This window comes from Myxococcus sp. RHSTA-1-4 (assembly GCF_020037125.1).
Classification (GTDB): Bacteria; Myxococcota; Myxococcia; order Myxococcales; family Myxococcaceae; genus Myxococcus.
Genome location: NZ_JAIQDG010000010.1, coordinates 1 through 22,658 on the forward strand (window position 1 = coordinate 1; position 22,658 = coordinate 22,658).

General features: G+C 68.7%; 19 protein-coding genes and 1 pseudogene. 6 read left to right on the top strand and 14 right to left on the bottom strand.

Going from position 1 to position 22,658, the window contains the following annotated elements:
• A partial coding sequence (locus tag K8638_RS15400) for a contractile injection system protein, VgrG/Pvc8 family (protein ID WP_255662722.1) occupies positions 1–406 on the bottom strand: 406 nt, incomplete at its 3' end.
• A gap of 530 nt (positions 407–936) precedes the next feature.
• Here K8638_RS15400 and K8638_RS15405 point away from each other — a divergent pair.
• Positions 937–1,659, top strand: coding sequence for a double-CXXCG motif protein (locus K8638_RS15405; RefSeq protein WP_223755281.1), 723 nt, complete (start codon positions 937–939; stop codon positions 1,657–1,659).
• 165 nt (positions 1,660–1,824) lie between these two features.
• A pseudogene (locus tag K8638_RS45205) lies at positions 1,825–2,241 on the top strand (AHH domain-containing protein); the annotation flags it as partial.
• Positions 2,242–2,252: 11 nt separating this feature from the next.
• Here the strand turns inward: K8638_RS45205 and K8638_RS45210 are convergent.
• Positions 2,253–2,393, bottom strand: a complete 141-nt coding sequence (locus K8638_RS45210; RefSeq protein WP_223755517.1) for a hypothetical protein — start codon at positions 2,391–2,393, stop codon at positions 2,253–2,255.
• A gap of 176 nt (positions 2,394–2,569) precedes the next feature.
• On the opposite strand from K8638_RS45210, the gene K8638_RS15420 reads away from it, so the two are divergent.
• Both K8638_RS15420 and K8638_RS15425 read left to right on the top strand, forming a co-directional pair.
• Complete coding sequence (locus K8638_RS15420) at positions 2,570–3,148, top strand: imm11 family protein (RefSeq protein ID WP_223755282.1); 579 nt, start codon at positions 2,570–2,572, stop codon at positions 3,146–3,148.
• 559 nt (positions 3,149–3,707) lie between these two features.
• Positions 3,708–4,157 carry a hypothetical protein gene (locus tag K8638_RS15425; protein WP_223755283.1) on the top strand — a complete coding sequence of 150 codons (450 nt, stop codon included), beginning with the start codon at positions 3,708–3,710 and terminating at the stop codon, positions 4,155–4,157.
• A 96-nt stretch (positions 4,158–4,253) separates the two neighbouring features.
• On the opposite strand, the gene K8638_RS15430 is transcribed toward K8638_RS15425, so the two are convergent.
• The 6 genes from K8638_RS15430 to K8638_RS15455 all read right to left on the bottom strand — a co-directional run bounded on the left by K8638_RS15430 (position 4,254) and on the right by K8638_RS15455 (position 11,515).
• A complete protein-coding gene (locus K8638_RS15430) occupies positions 4,254–6,524 on the bottom strand; it encodes a DUF262 domain-containing protein (RefSeq protein ID WP_223755284.1) in 2,271 nt (756 codons plus the stop codon).
• Positions 6,521–8,260, bottom strand: coding sequence for a DUF262 domain-containing protein (locus K8638_RS15435; protein WP_223755285.1), 1,740 nt, complete (start codon positions 8,258–8,260; stop codon positions 6,521–6,523). The genes K8638_RS15430 and K8638_RS15435 overlap by 4 nt, the downstream gene beginning before the upstream one ends.
• 510 nt (positions 8,261–8,770) lie before the next feature.
• A complete protein-coding gene (locus tag K8638_RS15440) occupies positions 8,771–10,120 on the bottom strand; it encodes a hypothetical protein (RefSeq protein WP_223755286.1) in 1,350 nt (449 codons plus the stop codon).
• Between the two features lie 253 nt (positions 10,121–10,373).
• The gene (locus tag K8638_RS15445) at positions 10,374–10,730 is read right to left on the bottom strand and encodes a YggL family protein (RefSeq protein WP_223755287.1); all 357 of its coding nucleotides are present in this window, start codon (positions 10,728–10,730) and stop codon (positions 10,374–10,376) included.
• Positions 10,731–10,753: 23 nt separating this feature from the next.
• Positions 10,754–11,206 (bottom strand): hypothetical protein, encoded by a 453-nt coding sequence (locus tag K8638_RS15450; RefSeq protein ID WP_223755288.1) that lies wholly within the window; start codon positions 11,204–11,206, stop codon positions 10,754–10,756.
• Positions 11,207–11,299: 93 nt separating this feature from the next.
• Entirely contained in the window at positions 11,300–11,515 is a 216-nt protein-coding gene (locus K8638_RS15455) for a hypothetical protein (RefSeq protein WP_223755289.1), read from the bottom strand.
• 495 nt (positions 11,516–12,010) lie between these two features.
• Here K8638_RS15455 and K8638_RS15460 point away from each other — a divergent pair, with 495 nt between their 5' ends.
• Both K8638_RS15460 and K8638_RS15465 read left to right on the top strand, forming a co-directional pair.
• Positions 12,011–13,384, top strand: a complete 1,374-nt coding sequence (locus tag K8638_RS15460; RefSeq protein ID WP_223755290.1) for a hypothetical protein — start codon at positions 12,011–12,013, stop codon at positions 13,382–13,384.
• 105 nt (positions 13,385–13,489) lie between these two features.
• Positions 13,490–14,752: a glycoside hydrolase family 19 protein gene (locus K8638_RS15465; protein WP_223755291.1), complete on the top strand. Its 1,263-nt coding sequence runs from the start codon at positions 13,490–13,492 to the stop codon at positions 14,750–14,752.
• A gap of 111 nt (positions 14,753–14,863) precedes the next feature.
• Here the strand turns inward: K8638_RS15465 and K8638_RS15470 are convergent, their stop codons facing one another.
• From K8638_RS15470 to K8638_RS15495, 6 genes are all read right to left on the bottom strand, one after another.
• A complete protein-coding gene (locus K8638_RS15470) occupies positions 14,864–17,983 on the bottom strand; it encodes an efflux RND transporter permease subunit (RefSeq protein WP_223755292.1) in 3,120 nt (1,039 codons plus the stop codon).
• Positions 17,984–18,002: 19 nt separating this feature from the next.
• On the bottom strand, positions 18,003–19,193 hold the full coding sequence (locus tag K8638_RS15475) for an efflux RND transporter periplasmic adaptor subunit (RefSeq protein WP_223755293.1): 1,191 nt from the start codon (positions 19,191–19,193) through the stop codon (positions 18,003–18,005).
• Between the two features lie 149 nt (positions 19,194–19,342).
• Positions 19,343–19,966, bottom strand: a complete 624-nt coding sequence (locus K8638_RS15480) for a hypothetical protein (RefSeq protein WP_223755294.1) — start codon at positions 19,964–19,966, stop codon at positions 19,343–19,345.
• A 72-nt stretch (positions 19,967–20,038) separates the two neighbouring features.
• On the bottom strand, positions 20,039–20,602 hold the full coding sequence (locus K8638_RS15485; protein WP_223755295.1) for a response regulator transcription factor: 564 nt from the start codon (positions 20,600–20,602) through the stop codon (positions 20,039–20,041).
• A complete protein-coding gene (locus K8638_RS15490; RefSeq protein ID WP_223755296.1) occupies positions 20,599–21,909 on the bottom strand; it encodes an ATP-binding protein in 1,311 nt (436 codons plus the stop codon). Before K8638_RS15490 ends, K8638_RS15485 begins: the two co-directional genes overlap by 4 nt.
• The gene (locus K8638_RS15495) at positions 21,906–22,646 is read right to left on the bottom strand and encodes a hypothetical protein (protein WP_223755297.1); all 741 of its coding nucleotides are present in this window, start codon (positions 22,644–22,646) and stop codon (positions 21,906–21,908) included. The genes K8638_RS15490 and K8638_RS15495 overlap by 4 nt, the downstream gene beginning before the upstream one ends.
• Positions 22,647–22,658 lie beyond the last annotated feature (12 nt).

Consider the following 22,658-nt stretch of genomic DNA (forward strand, 5'->3'; position numbering starts at 1 on the left):
CCAGCCGCACCTCCACCCCACCCTCGCCCAGCACCGCCTTGAGGATGTCCGGCACGCTCTTGCCCTGGAAGATGCGGTTCTTGTGCACCTGCGTCAGCCGCCACAGCCTGGGCACCACGTGCGCCCGGTAGCGCCGCCGGCCCGTCTTCAGACCCAGCGACTCCACCTTGCGCACGTGGCCGTGCACGTAGCGCGGGCTGCCATCGCGCACCGACAGCGTCACCAGCGCGTCCTTGCCCAGCAGGTCCGCTACCGACAGCGGCTCCCTGTCCCGGGTGAAGAAGTCCACCCGGAAGTCATACAGTCGGCTGATGCCCTCCGTGCCGGACACTCCCGACACGCTCAGGGCCTCGGGGCCGTGCGCGCCAAGCTGGACGGAGAACGCGGGCGAATTCGCTCGTGACATGACTTCCCTTTGCCCGCGGTGAGCCGCTACCGGAGTTGGGAACAGGAGCGGAACTCTACCACACGGGGACACCTCCGGCGCAGCCTCGGCCTCGAGTGTCGCAGAGCCTGTGACGGGCCGGGGGAATGGGTCGCAGTCGGGCCACCCAAGCTGTTCGTAGCGGGGTCGGCCATGTGGATCGCGGACCTGAAAAGCCGGGGCTGCAGTCAGTTCACCCGAGGGCTCGTTGGAAGAAACGCGGTCAGTAGGTGGGTTGAGCGCCTGGCCGGCCGATCATTCCGTGCATCTTCGCGCGCAGTCAGCGCCTCCACCTTCGCCATCAGCCTGGCGATGACCTCATCGCGCGCGGCCACTTGCGCTTCCAGTTCCGCAATACGCGCATCCTTGGGGCCCATCGCCGCCGCGCACGATGATGTCTCACGCGCTTGCGGCCACCGTCGAGCGCCCGCCTTGCCCTCCGTCCGACGCTCAGCAGACCCACCAGCCGAGCACCGGCGTTACTTCCCGCTCTGGGTGAGTACCCTGGAGACATGACCCGGTACTTCTGGCTGCGCGAGGATGAGACGGCAACGGCCCGCTTCAGCGGGAGCTTCGACGCCGCGCACGCGTGGGGGCTTCCCGGCGTGCAGTGTCCCGGATGCGGCGCGACGTGGAGCTCTTGGGGGCACCACTACCCCAACGTGGACCTGTCGCAACTGCCGGAGCGGAGAGAGTTCGAGAACCCCAGGCCCGAGCCTTTCCCTGTGTTCGCACGCCTTCGCGAGTGTGTGCGCCCCCTGGCGCCCCCGAATGTAGAGCTGCCACCCGGTACGGCCTTGGGTCCGCTGGAGGGGCGGGCCTCCGGAGAGTTCGGTCCGTTCACGTGGCAGGGGACCTCGTTGCTGCTCGTGCGTCGTGATGCGCTGGAGCGTCTGCAAGCGGCGGGTGTTCAGGGGCTGCTTGGCTGCCGGACGGAGCTGCGGTTCCGTCAGAAGAACCCGCCCGCGCTGCTGGACCTCCAGATTGAGCCGCGTGGCCGGCTGCACCCGGACTGCATTCCTCCGGACGTGCCTCCACCGTGCGCCATCTGTGGCCGGCATGCATTCTCGCGACCCGACGAACCCATCCTGGATGCGGCTTCCCTGCCCGGAGGCCTGGACCTGTTTCGGGTGGGCAACTTCGCCACGATGATCATCGGCACGGCGCGGTTGAGGGATGCCGTGCACAGCCTGGAGTTGCCCGGCATCGCCTTTCGCGAACTGCTCGCGCGCTGACGGTCCTGGACCCGGACCAAGATGCACGGATGGGTTGACCGTCACCAGTTCGCTGGAGTCCGAAGGGCGCTGGCCTCGCTGCCGGCGCCCTTGTTTTCTGCGCGACTCCGCGCTGCACTTCCGTCCATGGGCCGGTTTGCTAGCTTTGGCGCAATGTCCGGCTCTATGCCGGTCATTATCCGCGCGGGCGGGAAGATTCGTTTCGAGAAGTCGGGCCCTGGCGACGGGCCCAAGCCTCCGAAGAGGCCACCGTGCGAGTACTGCGGGAAGCCCGGGCACGACTTCGCGCCGGAGTGGGGCGCCCACCTCGGCAACTCGGACTGGCTCAGCGACGCCATCCTCCAGGGCCGCGAGCCGGAAGAGCACCCCTGGTACACGGGGCCGCGCTCCCTCGCCGCGCACCACCTCATCTGCTCCGAGGTGATGGCCGACGACGAGGACTGGGCGAGGTTCTGTCGCGAATTCGGGTACGACATCAACCGCCGTCCGAATGGTTGCATGCTCCCGTCGCGGATGGATGTCGCCTGCGAGCTCGAGGTCCCCCTCCACCGCGGAAACCACTCGGCCGGGTGGGCTCACGACGTCCAGATGGCCTACCCCAAGGCAGTCACCGCCATGGTCGAGAAGGTCGCGGAGTCCGCAGCGTGCGGTGCGTTCTGCGCGAACCCAGCCGCATTCGTGCGGAAGCTGGACAAGGTCAGCGCCACCATCCTGGAGAAGGTGGCGAGCTTCACGTGGACGCTCACCAGCGATGGTCGCGACTACCAGGAGGGCGGGGCCGGGTGCTCAGGCGTGCTCAACATTCCGGACAAGCCTCGGCGCGCGTGTCCACGAGGACGTCGCCACGGAGTGGTGCACGGCGTCACGCGAAAGCCCCTCGTGCGGCGCAAGCTGACGGTGGGGAATAGTCATGCAGCGCGATTACTTCGTAATCGAGAGGGCCGGGTCCAACACGTATCCCCTGCTGGGATGGGACCAGAGCGCACTCATGTTCCGTAAGGGCAAGCCGGTGAACTTGGCCGAGCCGATTCGCCTTCGTCTCGCGGAGCCGGTGCCGCCCATGCCAGTCATGGTGGACCACCACAGCCTGCCGGCGCCGGTGGTCTCGCGTCGTCTCATGGAGGTGTTGGCGCGGTTCGAACTCCCCGGCGTGCAGTTGGTCCCCGCGGACGTCCGCGTTGGCGAAGCGGTGCTGCGCTACTGGCTGGTCCACATGTGGAGGCGCATCCCGTGCGTGGACCGGGCGCGCTCGCAGCTCAACGTCGACGCGGATGACGGCGACGTGCTGGGCATCGACAAGCTCGCCTTGGACGAGGACGTGCTCAACGGCATGCCCTTGGAGGAGCGCCGAGCCTTCCGGCTTGCAGAGTCCGTCGTCCATGTCTTCCACCGCAGCGTGGTGGAAAGCGTGATGAGCCTCACGCCGCCGCCGGAGGGTCTCCGCTTCATCCCGGTGCCTGACTGGAACGACTCGGCGGGGTTCCGCTGAGATGTCATGTTGCCGCTCAGGCCGGCGGCACCGTGAAGCCCTGCACCTCGTGCTTGGGGGGCGCGTCCCGGTGGGCCATGTTCTGCCGGGCGCCTGCGAACCATGTGCTGCAGGTGGTGCAGTGGTAGACGCGGCAGCCGCCAGCGAGGACCTGGGCAGCCACCTCAGGGTGCAGGAGGAGCAGGTCCAGCGCACCGGAGCGGTGAGCGCGCGGGATTCGGGCGCAATCATGAGCGGCGAGTGTTCCCCACGTGCGTGGGGATGAACCGTCGGGAAAGAAGGGCGGCCGGTGATGACCTCCGTGCGCGGCGCCGCCTGCGAACGCTCTCGGTAAACGCATTTGGGGCAGATTCGTGCATTCGCACTGACCCACGCAGGCGTTCGCATCGCGAGTCCGAGAGCTTGGGTCGAGAGCGCTGGGACAGATTTGCCGATTCGCTCTGTCCCATCATGCGTCCGTCGCCTCGGGATCGGGTGCCTTCGGGACGCGCTTAGCAAACGCGAGCTGTCCCGGATCTCGCTGGACTGTAGCCGCGAACCGAGCCTGTGTGGTGGACGCATGGACCAAGCCCCGCCACCCAAGACCGCCGCCGAGATCGTGCACGAGGAACGACGCGCCAACGTGCAGCGTCGCATCGACGAGGCGGCCGACGTGCTCGCCGGGACCCTGCTCGGCATGTGGCGCGCGAAGCACCGCGCTGAGCGTCGTGGGCAGCCCTGGCCACCGTCGGAGGAGCCGAAGTCGGCGGCGCTCCGCAACTCGGTGCTGAGCGACAGGCCGAAGGGGCCGCCGCGCCGAGTCTTCCGTGAGCTCGAGGCGCGGGACGAGCCGGTCGCGAACATGCTGCTGGAGGACCAGTGCGCCGGGAGGCCGCTGCCCCGCTACACGGGCTGGCGCGCGATGCTGCCTTACAAGACGGCCGACGAGTTGCTGGCCGTCGTACGCGAGATCCAGCGCGCGTCGGAGGCGGCGTTGCTCAGGCCGGGCGCAAGCAGGTCGGCGAAGTAGTCCGTGCCTGCTCGGAAGCCGAGCGCGTCGCCTCGTCGAATCGGGACTGGGTCCCAGAGGGCCGTGAAGTACCAGCCGGGCTGCTCGCTCATTTCGCTACAGCCCGGCGCCGACCATATCACGGAGGAGCGCGGCCCCGAGCTGCACCCGGTCCTTGGTGTCGAGCTGGCGCCCGCCGGCGGTGACCTGCGGGATTTTCAAGCGAAGATCGGCACCGATCGCGTGCGCCTCACAGACGCGCAAGAACGCTTCCGCGTGCTGCGCCGCAGCCGGAGCGCGGAGCAGAATCCCGTCCGGTACCACCTGCATGTCCGTCCCGCTCTTCACGAGCCGCATCCAGCGTGGCTCCGTCTCGTAGCCCGTGAACCCTGGCTCGCCGGACCAGTGCTGCACCAACCCGTGGACGGCGGTCTGGGCGACGCCGCTTTGCTGCCGAATGGCAGCGAGATAGGGGTCGCGGTAGTAGCTGCCCATCGCCTTCTTATCGAGCATGCACACGCTGTATCCGAGCGTGCCGGTCGCGGAGGCATAGATGCCGGACCGTCCCGCGCGCATCTCGGGGTAGCGGACGAAGTACCAGCGCCAGTCCAGCCCATTGGTGTGGTCCGTGTTCTCCAGCCACGCCTGCGTGAACGTCACGAGCGCCGACCGTACGTCTCCCTCGCGCGCGGCGACGGTATCGAGAAAACGCCCGAGCGCATCACGAACGCCCGCGAGGTGAGCGCGGCTGGAGCCCGTGAGGACTTCATCGCGCCATTGCGCGCGATCCACGCTGGACCCGAGCTGTAGGAAGCGGTGGTTGATGCGCTGTGAGTAGTCGCCAGCAGCAAGCAACGCCCCGGTGAGGGGAAGCAGGTTCGCCTCGGCGAACAGCTCGTGAAAGGCGCGCGCGCGACGCTCGAAGGTCGCGACGTCGAGATCGAACGCGGCGAGGCAGCCACGCAGCAGCGGGTGGTCTTCGAGGTGGAACAGGGAGCGCTCAAGTGCGGGCGCTTTGCCGAGCATCTCGGCCTTCAATTTCTCGTCTGCAACCTGGGCCTGGTTGAAGGTCTCGATGCCGTTGAGCGCCCCCTCGACGATGAGTTGGCGCACGTCAGCAAGCAGCGCCGGCATCTTGTCAGCGCGAATCTCGTTGCCGGACGCCTCGAGCAGGTTCCGCAGTACCCGAAGGCGTCGCGGGAACTCCGCAGTGTCGTGCAGTCGGTGAAGCAGGACAGCGTAGAGCAGCAGCGTGCGCGGCGCGCTGCGCCGAACTTGGCCCGAACAGCACTCGGCGAACAGGTTGACCGTGCTTCCCGGAGGTCCGAACAGGACCACCTTGCTCGTATCGTCCGAGTCGAGCTTGGCAGGCGCAAGAGAGAAGGTCGCGGAGAACACCGCGTCGATGTCCGTTTCAACCCACGCGTCAAACGACCGGATGAGGAAGTCCACGTGCCGTGCGGCGTTCTCGCTCTCCGTGCCGTAGACGCGCTCGGCCAGGTCCTCGAAGTCACCCGCAGGAAGTCGCCCGTCGTGCCACTCGCACACGTCGGTGATGAACTGGAGGTAGCGCAGGAACTCGTCGTCGACGATGTCGTCGCTCCCTCGGAAAGGCCACAGCAGGTCAGCCCAAGCGCCATCGATCTTCTGCGCGAACTCCTCGACGCGATCCGGGCAGGAGTGCTCAAGCACCTGCTCGAACCTCGCCTTGAAGTTCTCGAAGGGCGTGAGCGGCTTCCCGCGCGAGTTCATCTTGATGTAGAGGTTCTCACTCAAGCCCATCTGCTCGATCGGCAGCAGGTGGAACGAGATCCCCGGCGCGTCGGCGTCCACGAGTCGTGCCCACGCGGCGACGCAGTCGGCGTCAGCAAATCGCTCGTGGATCGCCTCGAGCATCACGAGCATCGACTGGATCGTCGGATCGTGCTGCCAGGTGTGAAGGAACCAGGACTGGTCCTCAAACCACGGGCGCAGCTTGGCGTCGGCCGGTGGCTTGGACTCCACGAGGCACTCGCAGAAGCGTCGTGCGCTGGGACGCGTGGCGTACTCGAAGCGCTTCCAGCCGGACTCCTGCTCAAGGCTTCCCGCGCGCCAGGCGAGGTACCAGTGCAGGAGGAACAGGGTGGTCAGACGCTGCTGGCCGTCGAGCGGGCGCAGCGTCCCACCAACGACGTCGCCATAGACGAAGTCGAGGCTGATGGGCGTCGTCGTGGTCAGCGCGTCGTGCAGCGCGTCGAGGAAGTTGGCGCGGATGCGCGCGACGGTGCCGCTGTCCCGGCCTTGCGCGTAGTCCCGCTGGATGATCGGGATCTCGATGCGCTGCATCGCCGGCGCGTCTCCCGCAGGCCGATCGAACAGGCCGTTGTAGGACGTGACGTAGCTCTTCATGGTGCTGGAGCCTCGGGCTTGAGGTACGCGCCCACGCCGCCGTTCGTCGACAGGATCGCGCTCAAATAGGCGTCGCGGTCCTGCGTGCTCCAGAAGTGGACCTGCAGGGCGTCAGCGTCCGTGTAGTACTTGAGGAACACCTGCCGCGTGCAGATGGGGATGTAGGCTCCCTGTCGATCCAGCTCGAGGATTCGCCGCCGCTTGACCTCGAAAACCGCGTTGCCCAGAGCGCTGTTGTGACCGCTCGCGAGGAGCGCGAGGTTCGACACCGAGTGAACGGAGTGGGTGGCCGCCGAGCTTGATGCGTCCGTGATCGTGAAGGCTGCCGCGATGTCGCGCGCGAGCATCTGGAACACCTGGCGATCGAGCTTGTCACCGACGTCGTCGATCCTGCGGAGGAGGTCATCTCGCTGCGCTTCATCCACCGACGGGAGGTCCGCGAGCGCGTCACGGTGAAGCCTGAGCCATTCCTTCCACTGCTCGGCCTTAGTGAGGCCTTCGGCATGTTGTGCGTGAATATGCTCGAGGGACCACGCCTGGCGGCGATGCGTGCGGAACGAGTAGCGCTCGGTGGAATCCTTCATTCGCCGCACCGTCTCGACGTTCATCAAGAGCAGAACCCGCTCGCACTTCTGCCGGTCGGACTCGTAGCTCAGTGCGCTCACGTCCGAAGGTGAGAGGTTCAGCGTCTCGCGAATGCGAGCGTCGAGGACCGCTTCGAACTCGCTCTTCGTCTTGCCGGCCGCGAGCGTGACGAGGTCACCGAAGCGCTCGCCCTGCGCCACGAGGTAGCCGATCTTGTGGTAGTGGTCGCGGTTCTCGTACCAGCCGAGAACGCGCGCGTGGAGCTGCACCACCTCGTTCCAGATCGTCTCGGGCTTGCTCTTCTCCACCTTCTCTCGAAGGACGTCGAAGGTGTGAAATCGGGGACGTGCTCGACCGCGAGGACCGCCGGCGAGCGTGTCGAGCAGCAGCGTGATCCGCGTGGGAGTGTCGGATGCCGATGCATCGGCGACGAACGCCCAGACGTCGGGATGCTGGAGGTCGCGCTCGATGCCGTCCCACTGCGCGGCGATCTCGTGCGTTCGATCCGTCTTGCCTGCACCGCCGCGATTACGCGAGAGCAAGAGCGCCTTGAACAGCTCCGCGTCGGTGAGCGGAATGCGCCCCACGTTTAGGCGCGTGAAGAGCGTCGTCGAGTCGAGGCCCTTCGGTGCCTCGTACCAGATCACGCGAACGCGCTTGCAGAGGTAGCGAAAGACGTCGTCGGCGACCTCTTGCCGTTTGATGGGCGTCGGTCCCTTCTGCTCGAACCACGCTTGGATGCAGGTGTACGCGGCGTGCAGGTGGAAGAAGTCGATGTTGTCGTCGGCGAGCGAAGGGTCTGGAGCCTGAAGGTAGTCTCTGCTCTTCGGCCTCGTGTCGTACGTGAGCGAGTACTGCGGGCCGACATTCTTGAGCCCCGCACGCTGCATGTAGATGAAGATCAGGTACATCGTCGTCAGGCGCTGCTGGCCGTCGACGAGCTCCCACATGTCCTCGGCGTCTCGCTTCACGACGACCGGCTGGAGGCTGTAGTCCTTGTCGCCGTTCTCCCAGATGTCGTTGAGCAGGCGCTCGACCTCGAGCTTCCCCCAGCGATAGCCGCGCTGGTACCGCGGGACGCGGAACGAGCCCGCGATCTCGCCGACTAGCTTGAGCTCGAGGAGCGCGCCGCCCATCATCTCGTCAGCCACGCCAGACAGCCCCCTCGATGATTCGACCTCCGCCGAGGTCGATGTTGTCGCCATGCTGCTTCATCGATCGCGAACGATACCAGGGGAAGGAGCAGCGCCGAAGGCTGCGTGCGTTCGTCGCGGGTGCATCGCGCGGCAACGCCGCGTAGCTGATCGCGGAGGCGCAGCCGAGCGCGCGCGGTGAGCGGTTAACGTCACCGGTAAACCGCTCTCGGTCTCTCTCTCCCGAACGGACAGAGAACGCGCGCCGGTCTTGTCCGCAGACCCCGAGACCGGCGCCACCGCGCGCTCTCCGTCGGCGCCTGCGCGATCGCCGCGCCGGACGGCCCAAGCAGGGCGTCCGGTACTCCTCGACGCGATGCCGGACCTCTGATGTACGGGATCGCCGTGCGAACGCGCGAGCCGACCTTCACCGGGCCCTTTCCGATCTTCGCAATGCAGGAGCCCGGGTGCCGGCCGCGCTCATGGTGCTGGGCCTGAATCCCGGGGCCGGTGACCGGCCGACCCACGTCATCCCTGATTCGACCGGGCCTTGGTCATAGCTTGTTCGAGGTTCCTCCAGACCAGGTCAGAGAGCTGCGCAACCTCTTCGGTCGTCTCGGTGACGCGGCTGCTGTCAGCGATCCCCAGCGAAACCATGTGTCCTACGATCTCGCGGCACATCTTCTCGTGGTGGGTCTTGGTCCAGCCGGGGCGCCGGGTTTCGACGGGCCCCCACATCAGCACCGGAATCGGTCCCCGGGGTGATTCCTCGACGGTGATCTCGATGGTCGTGGGAAGTCCGCTCTCTGGATCTGTAGCTGGTTGGTTCCGGAAAATCTCCCGTGCCGCGTCAGTGATCCCGCCGTCGGCAGATGGAGCATCAGGAGGCGGATTCAGAAGCTCGATGCGGTCGGACATCGCCTTCTTCGTTCCGGTCCGCTTCTGGGCGATTACAGCCCTCCAGGCTTCGTCCTTGGTGGATCCACAGCCTATCGACACCGGAATGCCATGAAGCAGGGCGATGGTTGCGCCCGAGTCATCAGGGATAGCTAGCTCAAGTTCGTCGGCTGCCCTCTGCATCGACTCCAGGACCGAGCGGACCTTCTCCGGATCCTGGTGCTGGATGATGAACTCGTCACCGGACGAGTACGGGAAGCAGAGGACGAACTCGTTCAATGCTGAGCCAGTGCGGGCCAACTCGTCCTGAAGTGCCATGAAGCCGGTCTCGTTCAGGATACTGCCGACCTTCGACTGCGTGGCCGCCAACCTCTTGTACGCCTTCATCACCTGATCGCCAGCGCCCCGGCCCAATTTCTCGTTGATAGCATCGAAGTCGTCGATGTCCATCATGCCGATGAACGCCGTCCGGGCTGGTGCAGTTCGGTCCCCCATCGGCGAGCTTTCGCTCGAAGAGCTGGGGGTCCCTCCTTGCTTCCCCCCGAAGATGCTGGCGATTTTCTTCTCCATATCCTCGGCGAATCGCTCAGTTTGGCCGTTTGCGAACCTCTCGACATCGTCGCGAATCCGGTCGTGTTCGGTGATGCTGATTGTAAATCCGGGTTTCGCCGGATCAGCCCTGCAGAAGACGACGAAGTACGGGGTGTGCTCGATGACCACCGTCACGGAGGCCGAGTCTTCTTCACCACCGGTGCCGCCCCCTTTGTCGATGGCGTATGCGCGAGCCCATTCGAAGTAGAGGCTCGGCACGTCGAGATAGTCTCGTCTCGTCCGGACCATGGCCTTCAAGATTTTCTCCATGGCCTCAGCCCTGCGGCTTTTGCGAGAGGCAAACCGGTAGATCCAGATGCCGGCGAAAACCAGCCATGCCGGCGGGAAGAAGAACCCGACCACAAGCAAGATGAGGTAGAGCAGGAACATCGACTTAGGTTCTCCAGGTCAGGGCCCGCGCCGATAAGAAGTTCACACGGCCCACAGGGTACTCGAACCCGGCGGTGAATGGGTGGAGTGGACGAAGCTGCGCGAGCCGGAGCAGCACGGAAGGTGTGCCGGGCGAACGTGCCGCGGGCGCGGGACCGATGCTCGCGCAGACGTCCAGCTCCCGTTGCTCAGGGCGGGAACGAGCGCCGCACGCAGGTTCTGAATGAGTCGCTGCCGAACAACGGCAGCGTCGTCATGATTCACCGCGACCTCCTTCCACATCCACAGATGGCTGGTACCAAGCGTCGCGCAGCGCGCCGACCTCGTGACGAACGATGGCGTCGTCGCCCGCGAGGAACGCGGCCAGCACAGTGCGGTCGTCCTCCGTCGCGCTGCCACGCCCCATGCGAGTGACGAAGCCCTCGAACTTCTCGTCACGCCCACCGCCACCGCCGAAGGCGAGCTTGCGCGCCTCGACAACGACGATCAGCCGGTCGACGAACGCCTCGATGTCGTCGTCGGAGACGTCGGGCCGCAGGTCGCCGAACAGCTCGAAGCCGAGCTCCTTGAACTCGCCGCCGCGCTTCTTCTTGCGGAGCCGCTTGTTCATCGTGAATGGACCGTAGCAGCCGCCTACGCCGCCGCGCTCGTCGTGATGGTCGGGACCCAGATTGCGCCCTCCCACTCCTTCACGAGCCGCTCCTGCCATATCGGGTCGGGCGCGAGGGCCGGGCGGCATGCGCCTTCGACATGCAGGATGGCCGTGCAGAGCGCGACGAAGGCGTCGGCCACGTCGAAGTCGGGCGTCTTCGCGGTGCCCGAGTTGTAGCGGCACGCGAGGGCGATGAGCCTGAGGTCCACGTCGAGCTTGATGCCTGCGGCCGCACACGTGGCGATACCGAGGCGCACAGCTTCGTCGGGCCGCGACTTGTAGCTCGCGGGCCCCATCGTTCGCAGCGTCGCACCAGGGTAGACCTCGATGATCTCGCCAGCGCCGCGTCCGCCAGGGAACGGGAGCACGCGGTACTTGTGAGACTCCCACAGCCTTGAGAGCAGCGCGTTTCCGAGAAGCGCCATCTGGAACATCGCCTGGAACTTGTCCTTGAGCGGCAGCTGCCCACCGGCGGCGACGTCGGTCGCACGCTTCGTCCAGAGCCGCGCGCGTTCGGCTCGGTCCCGTCACGGGGCGAACGGTGCGAAGTCGAGCGGGTCGGTGAGCGGTAGGCGCTGCGCGATACACCAGTTGAACGAGCGCCAGCCGAGGAACGCGCCGTCCTTGTAGGCGACGTCCGAGGCGAACTTCGGGTCGCGCAGGAGCACGTGCGGAACGCAGAACGGGAAGTCGAACCCGACGACGCGCGCAGCTCGGGCCACCAGCTCGTCGACGAGTTCCATCGCGCTCCATCCCGGAGGGTCGTTCGCGAGGAGCCGTTCGTTCATGCCGGTCGCGTCGATGCGGTAGGAGTGCCAACCCGTCGAGTGCGCGGCGACGGCGATGATCTTCCTCCGCTGGTCGCGCGCCCGCTACGGCGCACCGAAGTCGACGCCGACGAACATGTCGACCTCGGGCGTGCGGCGAAGCAGGGGACCAACGTGACCATGATGCTCCAGTTCTCGCTGCTGGCGCCGACGTGGTCCAGGGCGATTCGCTCCGCGCCGCCCGTTGTTCCGCTGCCGCGACCGGGGACACAACCGGAGGGCGGGCCGCGCGCCCGCTGCGACAGCGCCCCGGCGATCAACAGGCCCGCCGACGCCCGCGACCGCGCCGCCGCCAGCGATGCGCGCGATCGGTTCGCCAGGCCGCGCCGCCGCACAGTGGTCCCAGGAGCAGCGGCAGGGGGCCGAGGGCTGTAGGCTGCGGCAAGACGCGCACCCCGGAGTCCCGCCTCCATGTCGCTGCTACCCACCACGCTCCTGTTGCTCGCCGCCGCGCCCGCCAGTGACTCCGCCCTCCGCCTCCACGAGGGACTGCCCCCGGGCTTCCAGGCCGATGCGAAGCTCGACGAGTGGACACAGCCTCCTTCACTCACCCTGGGCGCCGCTCAGCAGGTGGCGGGGGAACGCAAGGTGGCCTCGCCGGACGACCTGTCCGCCACCCTCTGGCTGGCCGTCGGCCCCGAGGGCCTCGCCATCGCCGGAGAGGTTCGCGACGATCAGCTCCAGCTCACCCGCGACGGCAGCGGTGACCATGCCGAGGTGTGGCTCACGCTGCCGCCACCGAAGATGCCGCCGCTGGCCTTCGTCAACCAGTTCCAGGAGCAACCGGTCCCCACGCTGAACGACTGCCCTCGCAAGCCCCCGAAGAAGGTGGCGGCCTGCGAGACCTGGTGGAAGCAGCAGACCGAGCGGCGCCAGCAGCTCCTGGACGCGCTGGTGGCGCACTACGCAGTGCACCCCGGGAGTACCGCGCACTTCGAGCCCTTCCCGGGCGGCTATCGCTTCGAGGCGCTCATCCCCGCCACGGCCTTCCCCCGCACGGCCGAGGCGCCCCTGGCCCACCTGAGCCTCCGCGTGGACGTGGTGGACGGCGACGCGGGAGCCGCGAGCCGGGGCACACGCCTGTCCTCATCCCCCACCTTCCAGACGGCGGCCCTGTCGAAGCCCCTGCGCTTCGGCCAGTGGCCCGAGCTGCTGGAGCGCGCCCTGAAGGCACACCCGGGCGCCTCGTACCAGCCGGGCGCGGATGCGGACTCGCTCGAGGTGTGGCTCAACCCGGCGCAGGCCTACCAGTACGCGCCCCGAGCCCCGAGCCCCGACGTGGTGCGCGTGGACCTGTCCCAGGTGAAGTCCCTGGCCGCGGTGGGAGACCTGGAGCTCGTCACCGTGCCGGCGGAGGTGAACACCCAGGGGCAGGTGGAGCGCTGGCTGGTGTCGCGCCGGGAACAGGCGCTCGTGGACTCGCGCAACATCGGCAACGACGAGATCCGCGTGGCGCCCCGCGCTCCGGGAGCCCACCTGGTCCAGGTCTACAACGGCCCCTCGAGTCTCATGGGCACCGGCACGTGTGGCGAGTGCCCGCTGGTGTCCTTCCAGCACTTCACGATGGATGCGCGGGGGCACTTCTCCGCGCCCCAGAGACTGGAAGGCGCGGGCGGCCTGACGGAGGCGCCGGTGCAGTGGACCGTCAGCCCGGACCTGTCGCGCATCGAGGCCTCCGACGAGCGGGGAAGCGTGCGCCACACGCTCGACCCGAAGACGGGCAGGTACCGGACGCGGAAGCTCCAGCGCTCCCAGGCACCACCGGCCGCCCGCGACCGTCCCTGAGCCCTGGGAGGAATCCGGCAGGGTGGTTTTTCGCGCACAGTGACGCAACTCCTGCCACTGCGTTGCGACAATCCTGGAAAACCCCCCATCGCGCGAGGTCGGCTCATGTCCGGTGTCAGTGGCAGTGGAAGCAGCGGAGGCGCGGACAGCGCCGGCAGGGCGGAAGCAGCCCGAGCCGAAGCCGCCCGAGCCGAAGCAGCGCGACAGGCGGAGGCTTCGAGGAAGGCCGCCGAGGAGGCCGCGAAGGCCCAGGCCGCGCAGCAGGCCCAGGTGGCCCAGAATCCCTTCGCGGCGGACACCTTCACGGCCGCTGCCGCGAAGGCGCCGGTGGACATCAATCCCTCTCCCGTGAGTGCCACGGCCCAGCAGCAGACGGTGGACGCCGCGCAGGAGGCCGAGGCCACGAAGACGGCCGAAGCGGAGGCCACGCAGGAGGCCGAGGCCGCGAGCGAGGCCGAAGCCGCCGCCGAGGCCACGGCGGAGACGGACGCCGCCGCCCAGGCCCAGGCCGCCCAGCAGGTCCAGGGGCCCGTGGTGACCGAGTCGGCCGTGACGGACGCGCTGAACGAGCTTCCCGCCGCCGGCCTGAGCCGCAACCTCGCGGGCACGCAGCCGACGGCGCAGCAGCAGGCCCTGAACACTCAGCTCCAGACCGCGCTCCAGGAGCTGGGCTACGTGGCTCCGTCCCACGTCACCGGCTTCTACGGCTCCATCACCGAGGGCGCCCTCAAGTCCTTCCAGTACGAGACCGGCATGCAGGTCACTGGCAACTACGACGCAATGACTCGCGAGGCCCTCGCCGGGGCGCTGGCCGAGAAGCGCGCCGCCGAGGCCCAGGGCATCTCCCCTCGCGCCGCGGACCTCCCGGACACGTACACGCCCGTCACCGACGCGCAGCTCGCCGACATCATGCCCCACGCCTCGCCCGCGCTGCGTGAGCGGTACCTGGACCCGCTCAACCGGGCGATGGAGGAGTTCAACATCAGCACGCCCGCGCGTCAGGCCGCCTTCCTGTCGCAGGTCGCGGCGGAGACGGGGGAGCTGCAGTTCATGTCCGAGATTCAGCCCAACCCCGCGCACGGGGCCTACTACGGCCGCGGCGCGCTGCAGCTCACCCACGCCAGCAACTACCAGGAGGCGGGCAGGGCGCTGGGCGTGGACATCGCCCGGAACCCCAACCAGGTGGCCACCGACCCGGACCTGGCGGCACGCACCGCCGGCTGGTACTTCAACGACCGGGGCCTCAACACGCAGGCGGACCAGGGCCGCATCGGCGCCGTCACCCTGGGCATCAACGGTGGCTACAACGGCATCGACCATCGCCTGGAGGCCTACGACACGGCCCGGCGGGTGCTCGGCGGCGAGTAGCCGGGCAGGGCGCGGTGCGCGGCGAGCCCGCCCCGCATCCAGGTGCCGTTCCCAGGCGGGCTCGGCGGCCCCAGGCTTTGAAGCCCTGGGGCCGCGTGGGCACCCACCGAATCAGTGCCCCTTCCGCGGAACGAGCGCGGGGGCCGCCTCTTCCCGTGCCTCGCTGCCGGCTCGCGCCGTGCGCGTCCGGGCGATGAGCAGGTAGATGGCCGGCACGAAGAAGAGCGTGAAGAACGTGCCAACGGCCATGCCCGTCACCAGCACGAGCCCGATGCTGTTGCGCGCCGCCGCGCCCGGCCCCTCCACGAGGACCAGCGGGAAGTGGCCGGCGACGGTCGCCACGGTCGTCATCAGAATCGGACGGAGCCGCGCGGACGCGGCCTCCTTCACCGCTTCCAGCTTCGTGCGGCCCTCCACCTGGAGCCGGTTGGCGAAGTCGACGATGAGAATCCCGTTCTTCGCAATCAGCCCCACCAGCGTCACCAGCCCCACCTGCGAGTAGATGTTGAGGGTGGTGGTGAAGGCGTCGGTGAAGTACGGCATGTTCGGGTTCGGCATCTTCAGGAAGGTGGTCAGCAGCGCGCCGAAGAGCGCCAGCGGCACCGACCCGGCCAGGATGATGAGCGGGTCCCTGAAGCTGTTGAACTGGGCCGCGAGCACCAGGAAGATGAGCACCACCGCGAGCATGAACGCCGGGAGGAACTTGTTGCCCTCCACGCGCAGCTGCCGCGACTCGCCCGTGTAGTCGATGTTGTAGCCCTTGGGCAGAATCCGCGCGGCCTCCGTTTCGAGGTACGCGAGCGCCTCGTCCAGCGGCCGGATGGCCACGCCGCTCAGCTTCACCGCGTTGAGCTGCTGGAAGCGGTTGAGCGACCGGGGCGCCACCGTGTCCTTGATGGACGCGATGGACGACAGCGTCACGAGCTGGCCGTTGGGGCCGGTGACGTAGACGTCCTTCAGTTGCTCGGGGTTGAGCCGGGAGACCCGGAGCAACTGCGGGATGACCTTGTAGCTGCGCCCGGAGATGTTGAACCGGTTGACGAAGTTGCCGCCCACCGCCGCGCTCAGGTCCTGTCCCACCGTGCCGAGGTTCAGCCCGAGCTGCGCCACCTTCTCACGGTCGATTTCCACCTCCGACTGGGGCTGGTCGATTTTCACGTCGATGAGCGGCGGGAAGGCGAACATCCCGCTCTGCGCCGCCTTCTCCTGGAGCTGCTGCGCGAACCCCAGCAGCTCGCTCGCCTCCGCCGTGGAGGCGATGACGAACTCCACCGGGAAGTTGCCGCCGCCCGGCAGCGCGGGAGGCAGGATGGGGAACGTCTGCACGCCAGGGATGACGCCGACCCGCATCTGCGTGTCCACCAGCACCTCCGCCGCGGAGCGCTCGCGCTGCTCCCACGGCTTCAGCCCCAGGCCCCAGAACCCGCCGCCCGGGTTCGTTATCTGGAAGCTGTACGCCGCCTCCGGCAGCTCCATCAGCGTCCGGTTGATTTCGCGGATGGACGGGGTGAGCTGCTCCAGCGTGGAGTTGGACGGCGTGTTGACGATGCCGAAGACGATGCCCTGGTCCTCCGTGGGCGCGAGCTCCCGCGGTGACTGCGAGAACATGAGGAGCGCGAGCAGGCTCAGCACCGCCCACGCGGCGTAGACCACCCCGCGTGCGCCCAGCGCGCGCTCCAGCGTGCGCGCATACGCGGCCCGCAGGCGCTCGAAGCCGCGGTTGATGGCCCCCGACAGGCCCTGGTCCTCGTGGCCCGCCCGCAACAGGGAGGCGGACATCATCGGCGAGAGCGTCAGCGCCACCACGCCGGAGAGCGTCACCGCCCCGGCGAGCGTGAGCGCGAACTCGCGGAACAGCGAGCCGGTGAGCCCGCCCTGGAAGGCGATGGGCGCGTAGACCGCGGCGAGCGTAATCGTCATCGCGATGATGGGCCCGACCAGCTCCCGCGCGCCCTTGAGGGCGGCCTCCACCGGGCTCAGGCCCTCGCGCAGGTGGCGCTCCACGTTCTCCACCACGACGATGGCGTCGTCCACCACCAGGCCCACCGAGAGCACCACCGCGAGCAGGGTGAGCAGGTTCACCGTGAAGCCGAACACCTGCATCAGGAACACCGCGCCGATGAGCGACACCGGGATGGCCACCACCGGGACGAGGATGGAGCGCACGGAGCCCAGGAAGAGGAAGATGACCACCACGACGATGAGGAGTGTCTCGCCCAGCGTCTTCACCACCTCGTCGATGGCGTTCTGGATGTACTCCGTGCCGTCGAAGGCGATGGTGGCGTTGATCTGCTCCGGGATGTCCCTGCGCAGCGAGTCCATCTCCGCGCGGACGCGCTGGATGACGTCCAGCGAGTTGGCGTTGGGCAGCGCCCAGATACCGATGAACACCGCCGTCTGTCCGGTGAAGTTGACCTCGCTGTCATAGTCCTCGGCGCCGAGCACCACGTCCGCGATGTCCGACAGCCGCACCACCGCTCCGCCGTCCCGCCGCACGATGAGCTGCCGGAACTCCTCCACCGAGCGCAGGTCCGTGTTCGCCGTCAGGTTCACCTGCACGAGCGAGCCCTTCGTCTGTCCCACGGCCGCGAGGTAGTTGTTGGCGGCGAGCGCCTGCCGCACCTGCGCCGGGCTGATGTTGAGCGCGGCCATCCGGTCCGGCTTCAGCCACACCCGCATCGCGAACGTCCGCGCTCCCAGCAGGTCCGCGCGCTGCACGCCCTCCACCGCGGACAACCGGGGCTGCACCACGCGCACCAGGTAGTCCGTAATCTCGTTCTGCTTCAGGAACTCGGAGGAGAAGCTGAGGTAGGCCGCGGCGAACTGGCTGTCCGCGGACTCGATGCCGAGCACGGGCACCTGGGCCTCGGGCGGCAGGTCTCCGCGCACCTGGTCGACCTTGGCGCTGATTTCGCTGAGCGCGCGGTTGGAGTCGTAGTTGAGCTTGAGCCGGGCGCGGATGGTGGAGACGCCTTGCAGGCTCTGGGACTCCAGGTAGTCGATGCCGTCCGCCGAGGCGATGGCCCGCTCCAGGGGCGTGGTGATGAAGCCGCGGACCAGCTCCGCGTTGGCGCCGACGTAGGCCGTCGTCACGGTGATGTCGGCGTTCTCACTGCGCGGGTACTGCCGCACGTTGAGGGACTGGATGGCCTGCAGGCCGGCGATGACGATGAGGAGGTTGACCACCAGCGCCACCACGGGGCGCCGGATGAAGAGGGCGGTGAAATTCATACGCGCGTCTCCCGGTGCTCTACCGGTCCACGGGCTGGGGCGCGGACTCGACCCGCGGCGCCAGCGAGTTGTTGACGATGACGGCCGCGCCGTTGCGCAGCTTGAAGGCGCCGTTGCTGACCACCGTCTCCCCCGGCTTCAGGCCCGAGGCCACCGCGATGAAGTCCCCCCGCCGCTCGCCCAGCCGCACGAAGCGCTGCTGCGCCACGAGGCCCGGCTTGCCGGCGGCGTCCCTGGCCTCCTGGATGACGTACACCGAGTCGCCGTACGGGGCGAAGAGCACGGCGGTGGCGGGGATGGCCACCACCTGGCTCGTGCCCTCGGCGAGCACGTCGATGTTGGCGAACATGCCCGGCACCAGGCGCCCGTCCGGGTTCGGCACGGTGGCGCGCATGCGCACGTTGCGCGTGGACAGCTCCACCTCGGGGTTGATGGTCGTGAGCTGACCCTCCCACGTGTCCTGGGGGAAGACGTCGACGCGGACGCGCACCTTCTGCCCCGCCTTCACCTCCGACAGCGACTGCTGCGGCAGGAGGAACTCCACGTGGACGGGGTCCATGGACTGGAGCGAGGCGATGGGGCCGCCCGGGGAGACGACCTGCCCCAGCTCCACCTGCCGGATGCCGATGCGGCCATCGAAGGGCGCGCGGATGACCTTCTTCGCGATGACGGCGCGCAGGTTGGCCACCGCGGCCTCGGCCTGGATGGCCCGCGCCTGGGCGGACTCGAGCTCCGACTGGGTGTTGGCGCCCTGCGCGTGGAGCGTCTGGGCGCGGGCCCGGGTGAGCCTGGCGAGCTCCGCGTCCGCGAGGGCTCCCGTCAGCTGGGCCTCCTCGCTGGAGGTGTCGAGCCGGACGAGCACCTGGCCCTTCTTCACCCGCGCGCCGTCCTCGAAGCCGATTTCACGGACGATGCCGGACAGCTCGGCGCCCAGCGTCACGCCCCGGACCGCGAGCACCGTGCCCACCGCGCTCCGGGTGGCCTGCCACTCGGCGGCCTCCGCCCTGGCCGAGGTGACGGCCTCGGGGGGCGGGACGAAGGCGGCGCCAGCGTCAATCATCGCGCCAATCTGCGCCGCCTTGACGCCGGCGAGCAGCACGATGACGCCGAGCAACAGCAGGATGCCGATGACCCACCGCTTGCGTCTGCCAGCGGGGCGCGTGGTGTGAGGTTGCGCTTCGCCAGGAGGAGCTGTGACGGTTGCAGGCATCGCGGGCACTCGTTAGGGGGTGGGTAAACGCGGACCCCTCTATACGAATCGCCGTGTGTCTTCGCTCGGGAAAGTGACTCCTGGTTGCAATTGGAGACTTCCAGGGGCCCACGCACGTTCGCGTGAGCCCCCACGGGAGCCCCGCGGTACTACCCGCCGGACTGGCGGCCTTCAATCGCGCACAGGAGCACCGCGGCGGCGATGCCCAGGCGCCGGTCCAGCTTCCGGCCCGCGTCCATGGAGAAGTCCAGGTCAATCTTCTGGATGAACGGGTTGAAGCGCTGGGTGAAGGTGAGGACGGGCGTGCCGCCGACGGCGCCGCTGAAGGTCTGCGGGATGAGGTTGGTGAGCAGGCGCCGCACCAGGGCCATCACCATGCTGTCCTCTTCAATCGTCCCCACCTCCTGGTCGTTCGCGTCCAGGATGAGCCACTGGTCGCGGAGGATGGAGCGCAGGGCCTTGCGGCGCAGCGCGCCCACGCGCTCGCCCGTGCCCGGGTCGGTGACGTCGTACGTGGCGCCGAAGTCCAGGATGCTGCGCGCCTTGATGGTGAGCAGCTCCTCCCGCATGTCCTCGCCGCTGTAGATGCGCAGGTCCTCCTTCAGCTTGAAGGCCTTCATCTTCGAATAGAAGGCGACGTTGCCCGCCTCGTCGTAGATGTGGAACGCGCCGCCGAACAGCTTGAAGAACTTGCGGCGAATCATGTAGCGGGTCTGGCCGAAGCGGCCGTGGGCCAGGTCACTGCGGGGACGGGTTTGAAGTGCGGTCGACATGGGCTCCCCCCTAACGCGAAGTGACGCGCTGGGACAAGGCGGCAGCTTCGGGCCGGTTCGAAAGTGGCCCCTTCAGCGGGACGGCGGGTACTTCTGCAACTTCCGCTGCAAGGAGCGCCGGTGGATGCCGAGCTTGCGCGCGGCCTCGGAGATGTTGCCTCCGGAGTCGGCCAGCACGCGGTGGATGTGCTCCCACTCCGCGCGCGCGAGCGACGGCGGCTCGAAGCTCTCCTGCACTCCGACGGACGGCTCACCCGACGCGCGCGCGAAGGCCGCGAGCAGGTCGTCCACGTCCGCGGGCTTGGGCAGGTAGTTCACCGCGCCCAGGCGGATGGCATCCACCGTGGTCGCGATGCTGCCGTAGCCGGTGAGCACGACGACGCGCGTGGAGGCGTCCACCGCCAGCAAATCCCTCACCAGCTCCAGGCCGCTGCGGCCCGGCATGCGCAGGTCCACCACCGCGTACTCCGGTGACTCGCGGCGCGCGGCGGCCAGGGCCTCGTCGTAGTTGCCGGCGGTGGTGACGTCCCAGCCTCGCTCGCGGAAGGCCCGCGCCAGCCGCTCTCGCAGCGTGGCGTCGTCGTCCACCAGCAAGAGGCTCGGGTGTTGTGTGTTGCCGACGCTCATCGTGCTCATGACGCCACCTCCGCCCGGGGCTCGCCCACCGGGAGCGCGAGGCTCGCGGTGGTGCCCTGCCCGGGTGTCGAGTGCAGCTCCAGCGAGCCGCCGAGCTGCTCCGCCAGCGTGCGCGCCAGGAAGAGGCCCAGGCCCATGCCTTCTCCCGGGGCCTTGGTGGTGAAGAAGGGCTCTCCCGCGCGCGCCAGCACCTCCGCCGGCATTCCCGCGCCGCCGTCGCGCACCTCCAGCCTCGCGCCCGCCGCTTCCGCCCGTACGCGCAGCTCCACGGACTTCGGCTCCGGCGTGGCCTGGAGCGCGTTCTTCACCAGCCCTCGCAGCACCCGCGCCAGCGCGCGCGGCGGGCCGTGCACCTGCCACGCGCGCAGCTCGGCGGGCACCTCCACCCGCACCCGCTCCGCGCCGGGCAGCTCCGCCAGCGTGTCCTCCACCAGCCTGCCCAGGGGCAGCGCGTGGAAGGGCTCTCCCGTGGTCTGCCCCGCGTCCGCGGACATCTGCACCAGCACGTCGCGGCAGCGGTCCACCTGCTGGCGGATGAGGCGCAGGTCCTCGCGCACCGGCTCGGAGGTGCCGGAGGCCGCCAGCGCGCGCTCCACCTCCTTCGCCACCACGGCGATGGTGGACAGCGGCGTGGACAGCTCGTGCGCCGCGCCCGCCGCCAGCGTGGCCAAGGACGCCACCTTCTCCCGCCGTGAATGCAGTGCTCGCGCCTGGGCCAGCTCCTGCTCCCGCGCGCCGAGCGCCCGCGTGACGCGCTGGACGAAGTAGACGATGAAGCCGGCGGCCACCGCGAACGCCACCCACATGCCGTTCAGGTGCAGCCGCATCAGCTCCGCGTGGTCCGGCCGGGACAGCCCCGCCGGCAGCTCCACGTCCTGGAGCACGAACAGCGAGCCGAAGGCGGCCAGCGTGAAGCCCAGCAGCCCCCACGTCCACCGCGGCGGCAGCAGCACCGTGCCCAGCGCCACATTCACCAGGTACAGCGTGGTGAAGGGGTTGTGCGTGCCTCCGCTGAGGGCCAGCAGGCCGGTGAGCACCAGCGTGTCCCACAGCATCAGCTTACCAATGGTGCCCTCCGTCACCCGCCGCGCCCGCGTCATCCACGTGCGCACGGACAGGTTGGTGAGAGCCTCCAGCCCCAGCAGCGCCATCAGCACCGGCACCGGCAGCGCCAGCTCCAGCCCGTACGCCGCCACGAGGATGACCACCGCCTGGCCGAGCAGCAGTCCCCAGCGCAGGCGCAGCAGCCACTCCAGGTTGATGCGGGCGCGCGAGGCGGACTCGGACGGTGGCGGGGCGAGCGTCATGGTGTGGCGTGGAGCGTGGCGGAGCGGGCCACGTTGCCTGTCAGGTCTACCTCATCGGGCGACTCCTGGGGCGCCATGCCGTCCAGCCACGTGTCCCAGGCGAGCGCGAAGACGAGCGCCGCCCTGGGCGCCTCCTCCGACAGTGTCAGCCCGTCCAGCACCACGTCCACGGACGCGCGGCTCCGGGACTCCACGCGGAACTCCCGGGGCTCCAGGTCCGGGGACAGCGTGCCGCGCAGGTGCAGGCTGCGGCCCACCATGTCCACGCCCTCCGCGCCCTCGGCGGCGGCGGTGAGTCCCCGCGCGTCCGAGTCGGCCGGCTCGAAGGTGAGCCGCGCGCGGCAGTACCGGCCCGGGGGTGGGCTCATCACGCCCAGCTCCATCACGGTGCCATCCGCCTGGGGCAGCGCCACGACGTGCGGCGTGCCCAGCCGCAGCGGGCTGGACGTCGAGTGCGCCCACGCGGTGCTCACCGGGGACAGCCCCCGCAGCAGGCGGAGCCAGCCGCTCTGCTCGCACGGCAGCAGCTCCACGCTGCCCAGCGTGACGAACGCGCCGGAGAGGGAGGCCCGGGCGCCCTCGTTGGTGACGAGCGTGCGCGCCGCCTCCGCGCCCACGGCGGAGCGGGCGCGGGTGGTGGTGAGGCCGAGCTCGAGCGTCATCCCCTCGGCGCGCTCACCGCCTCCACAGGCGGTGAGGCAGAGGAGGGCGGCGGCACGGAGGAGGGAGTGTTTCATGGCGGGGCTCAG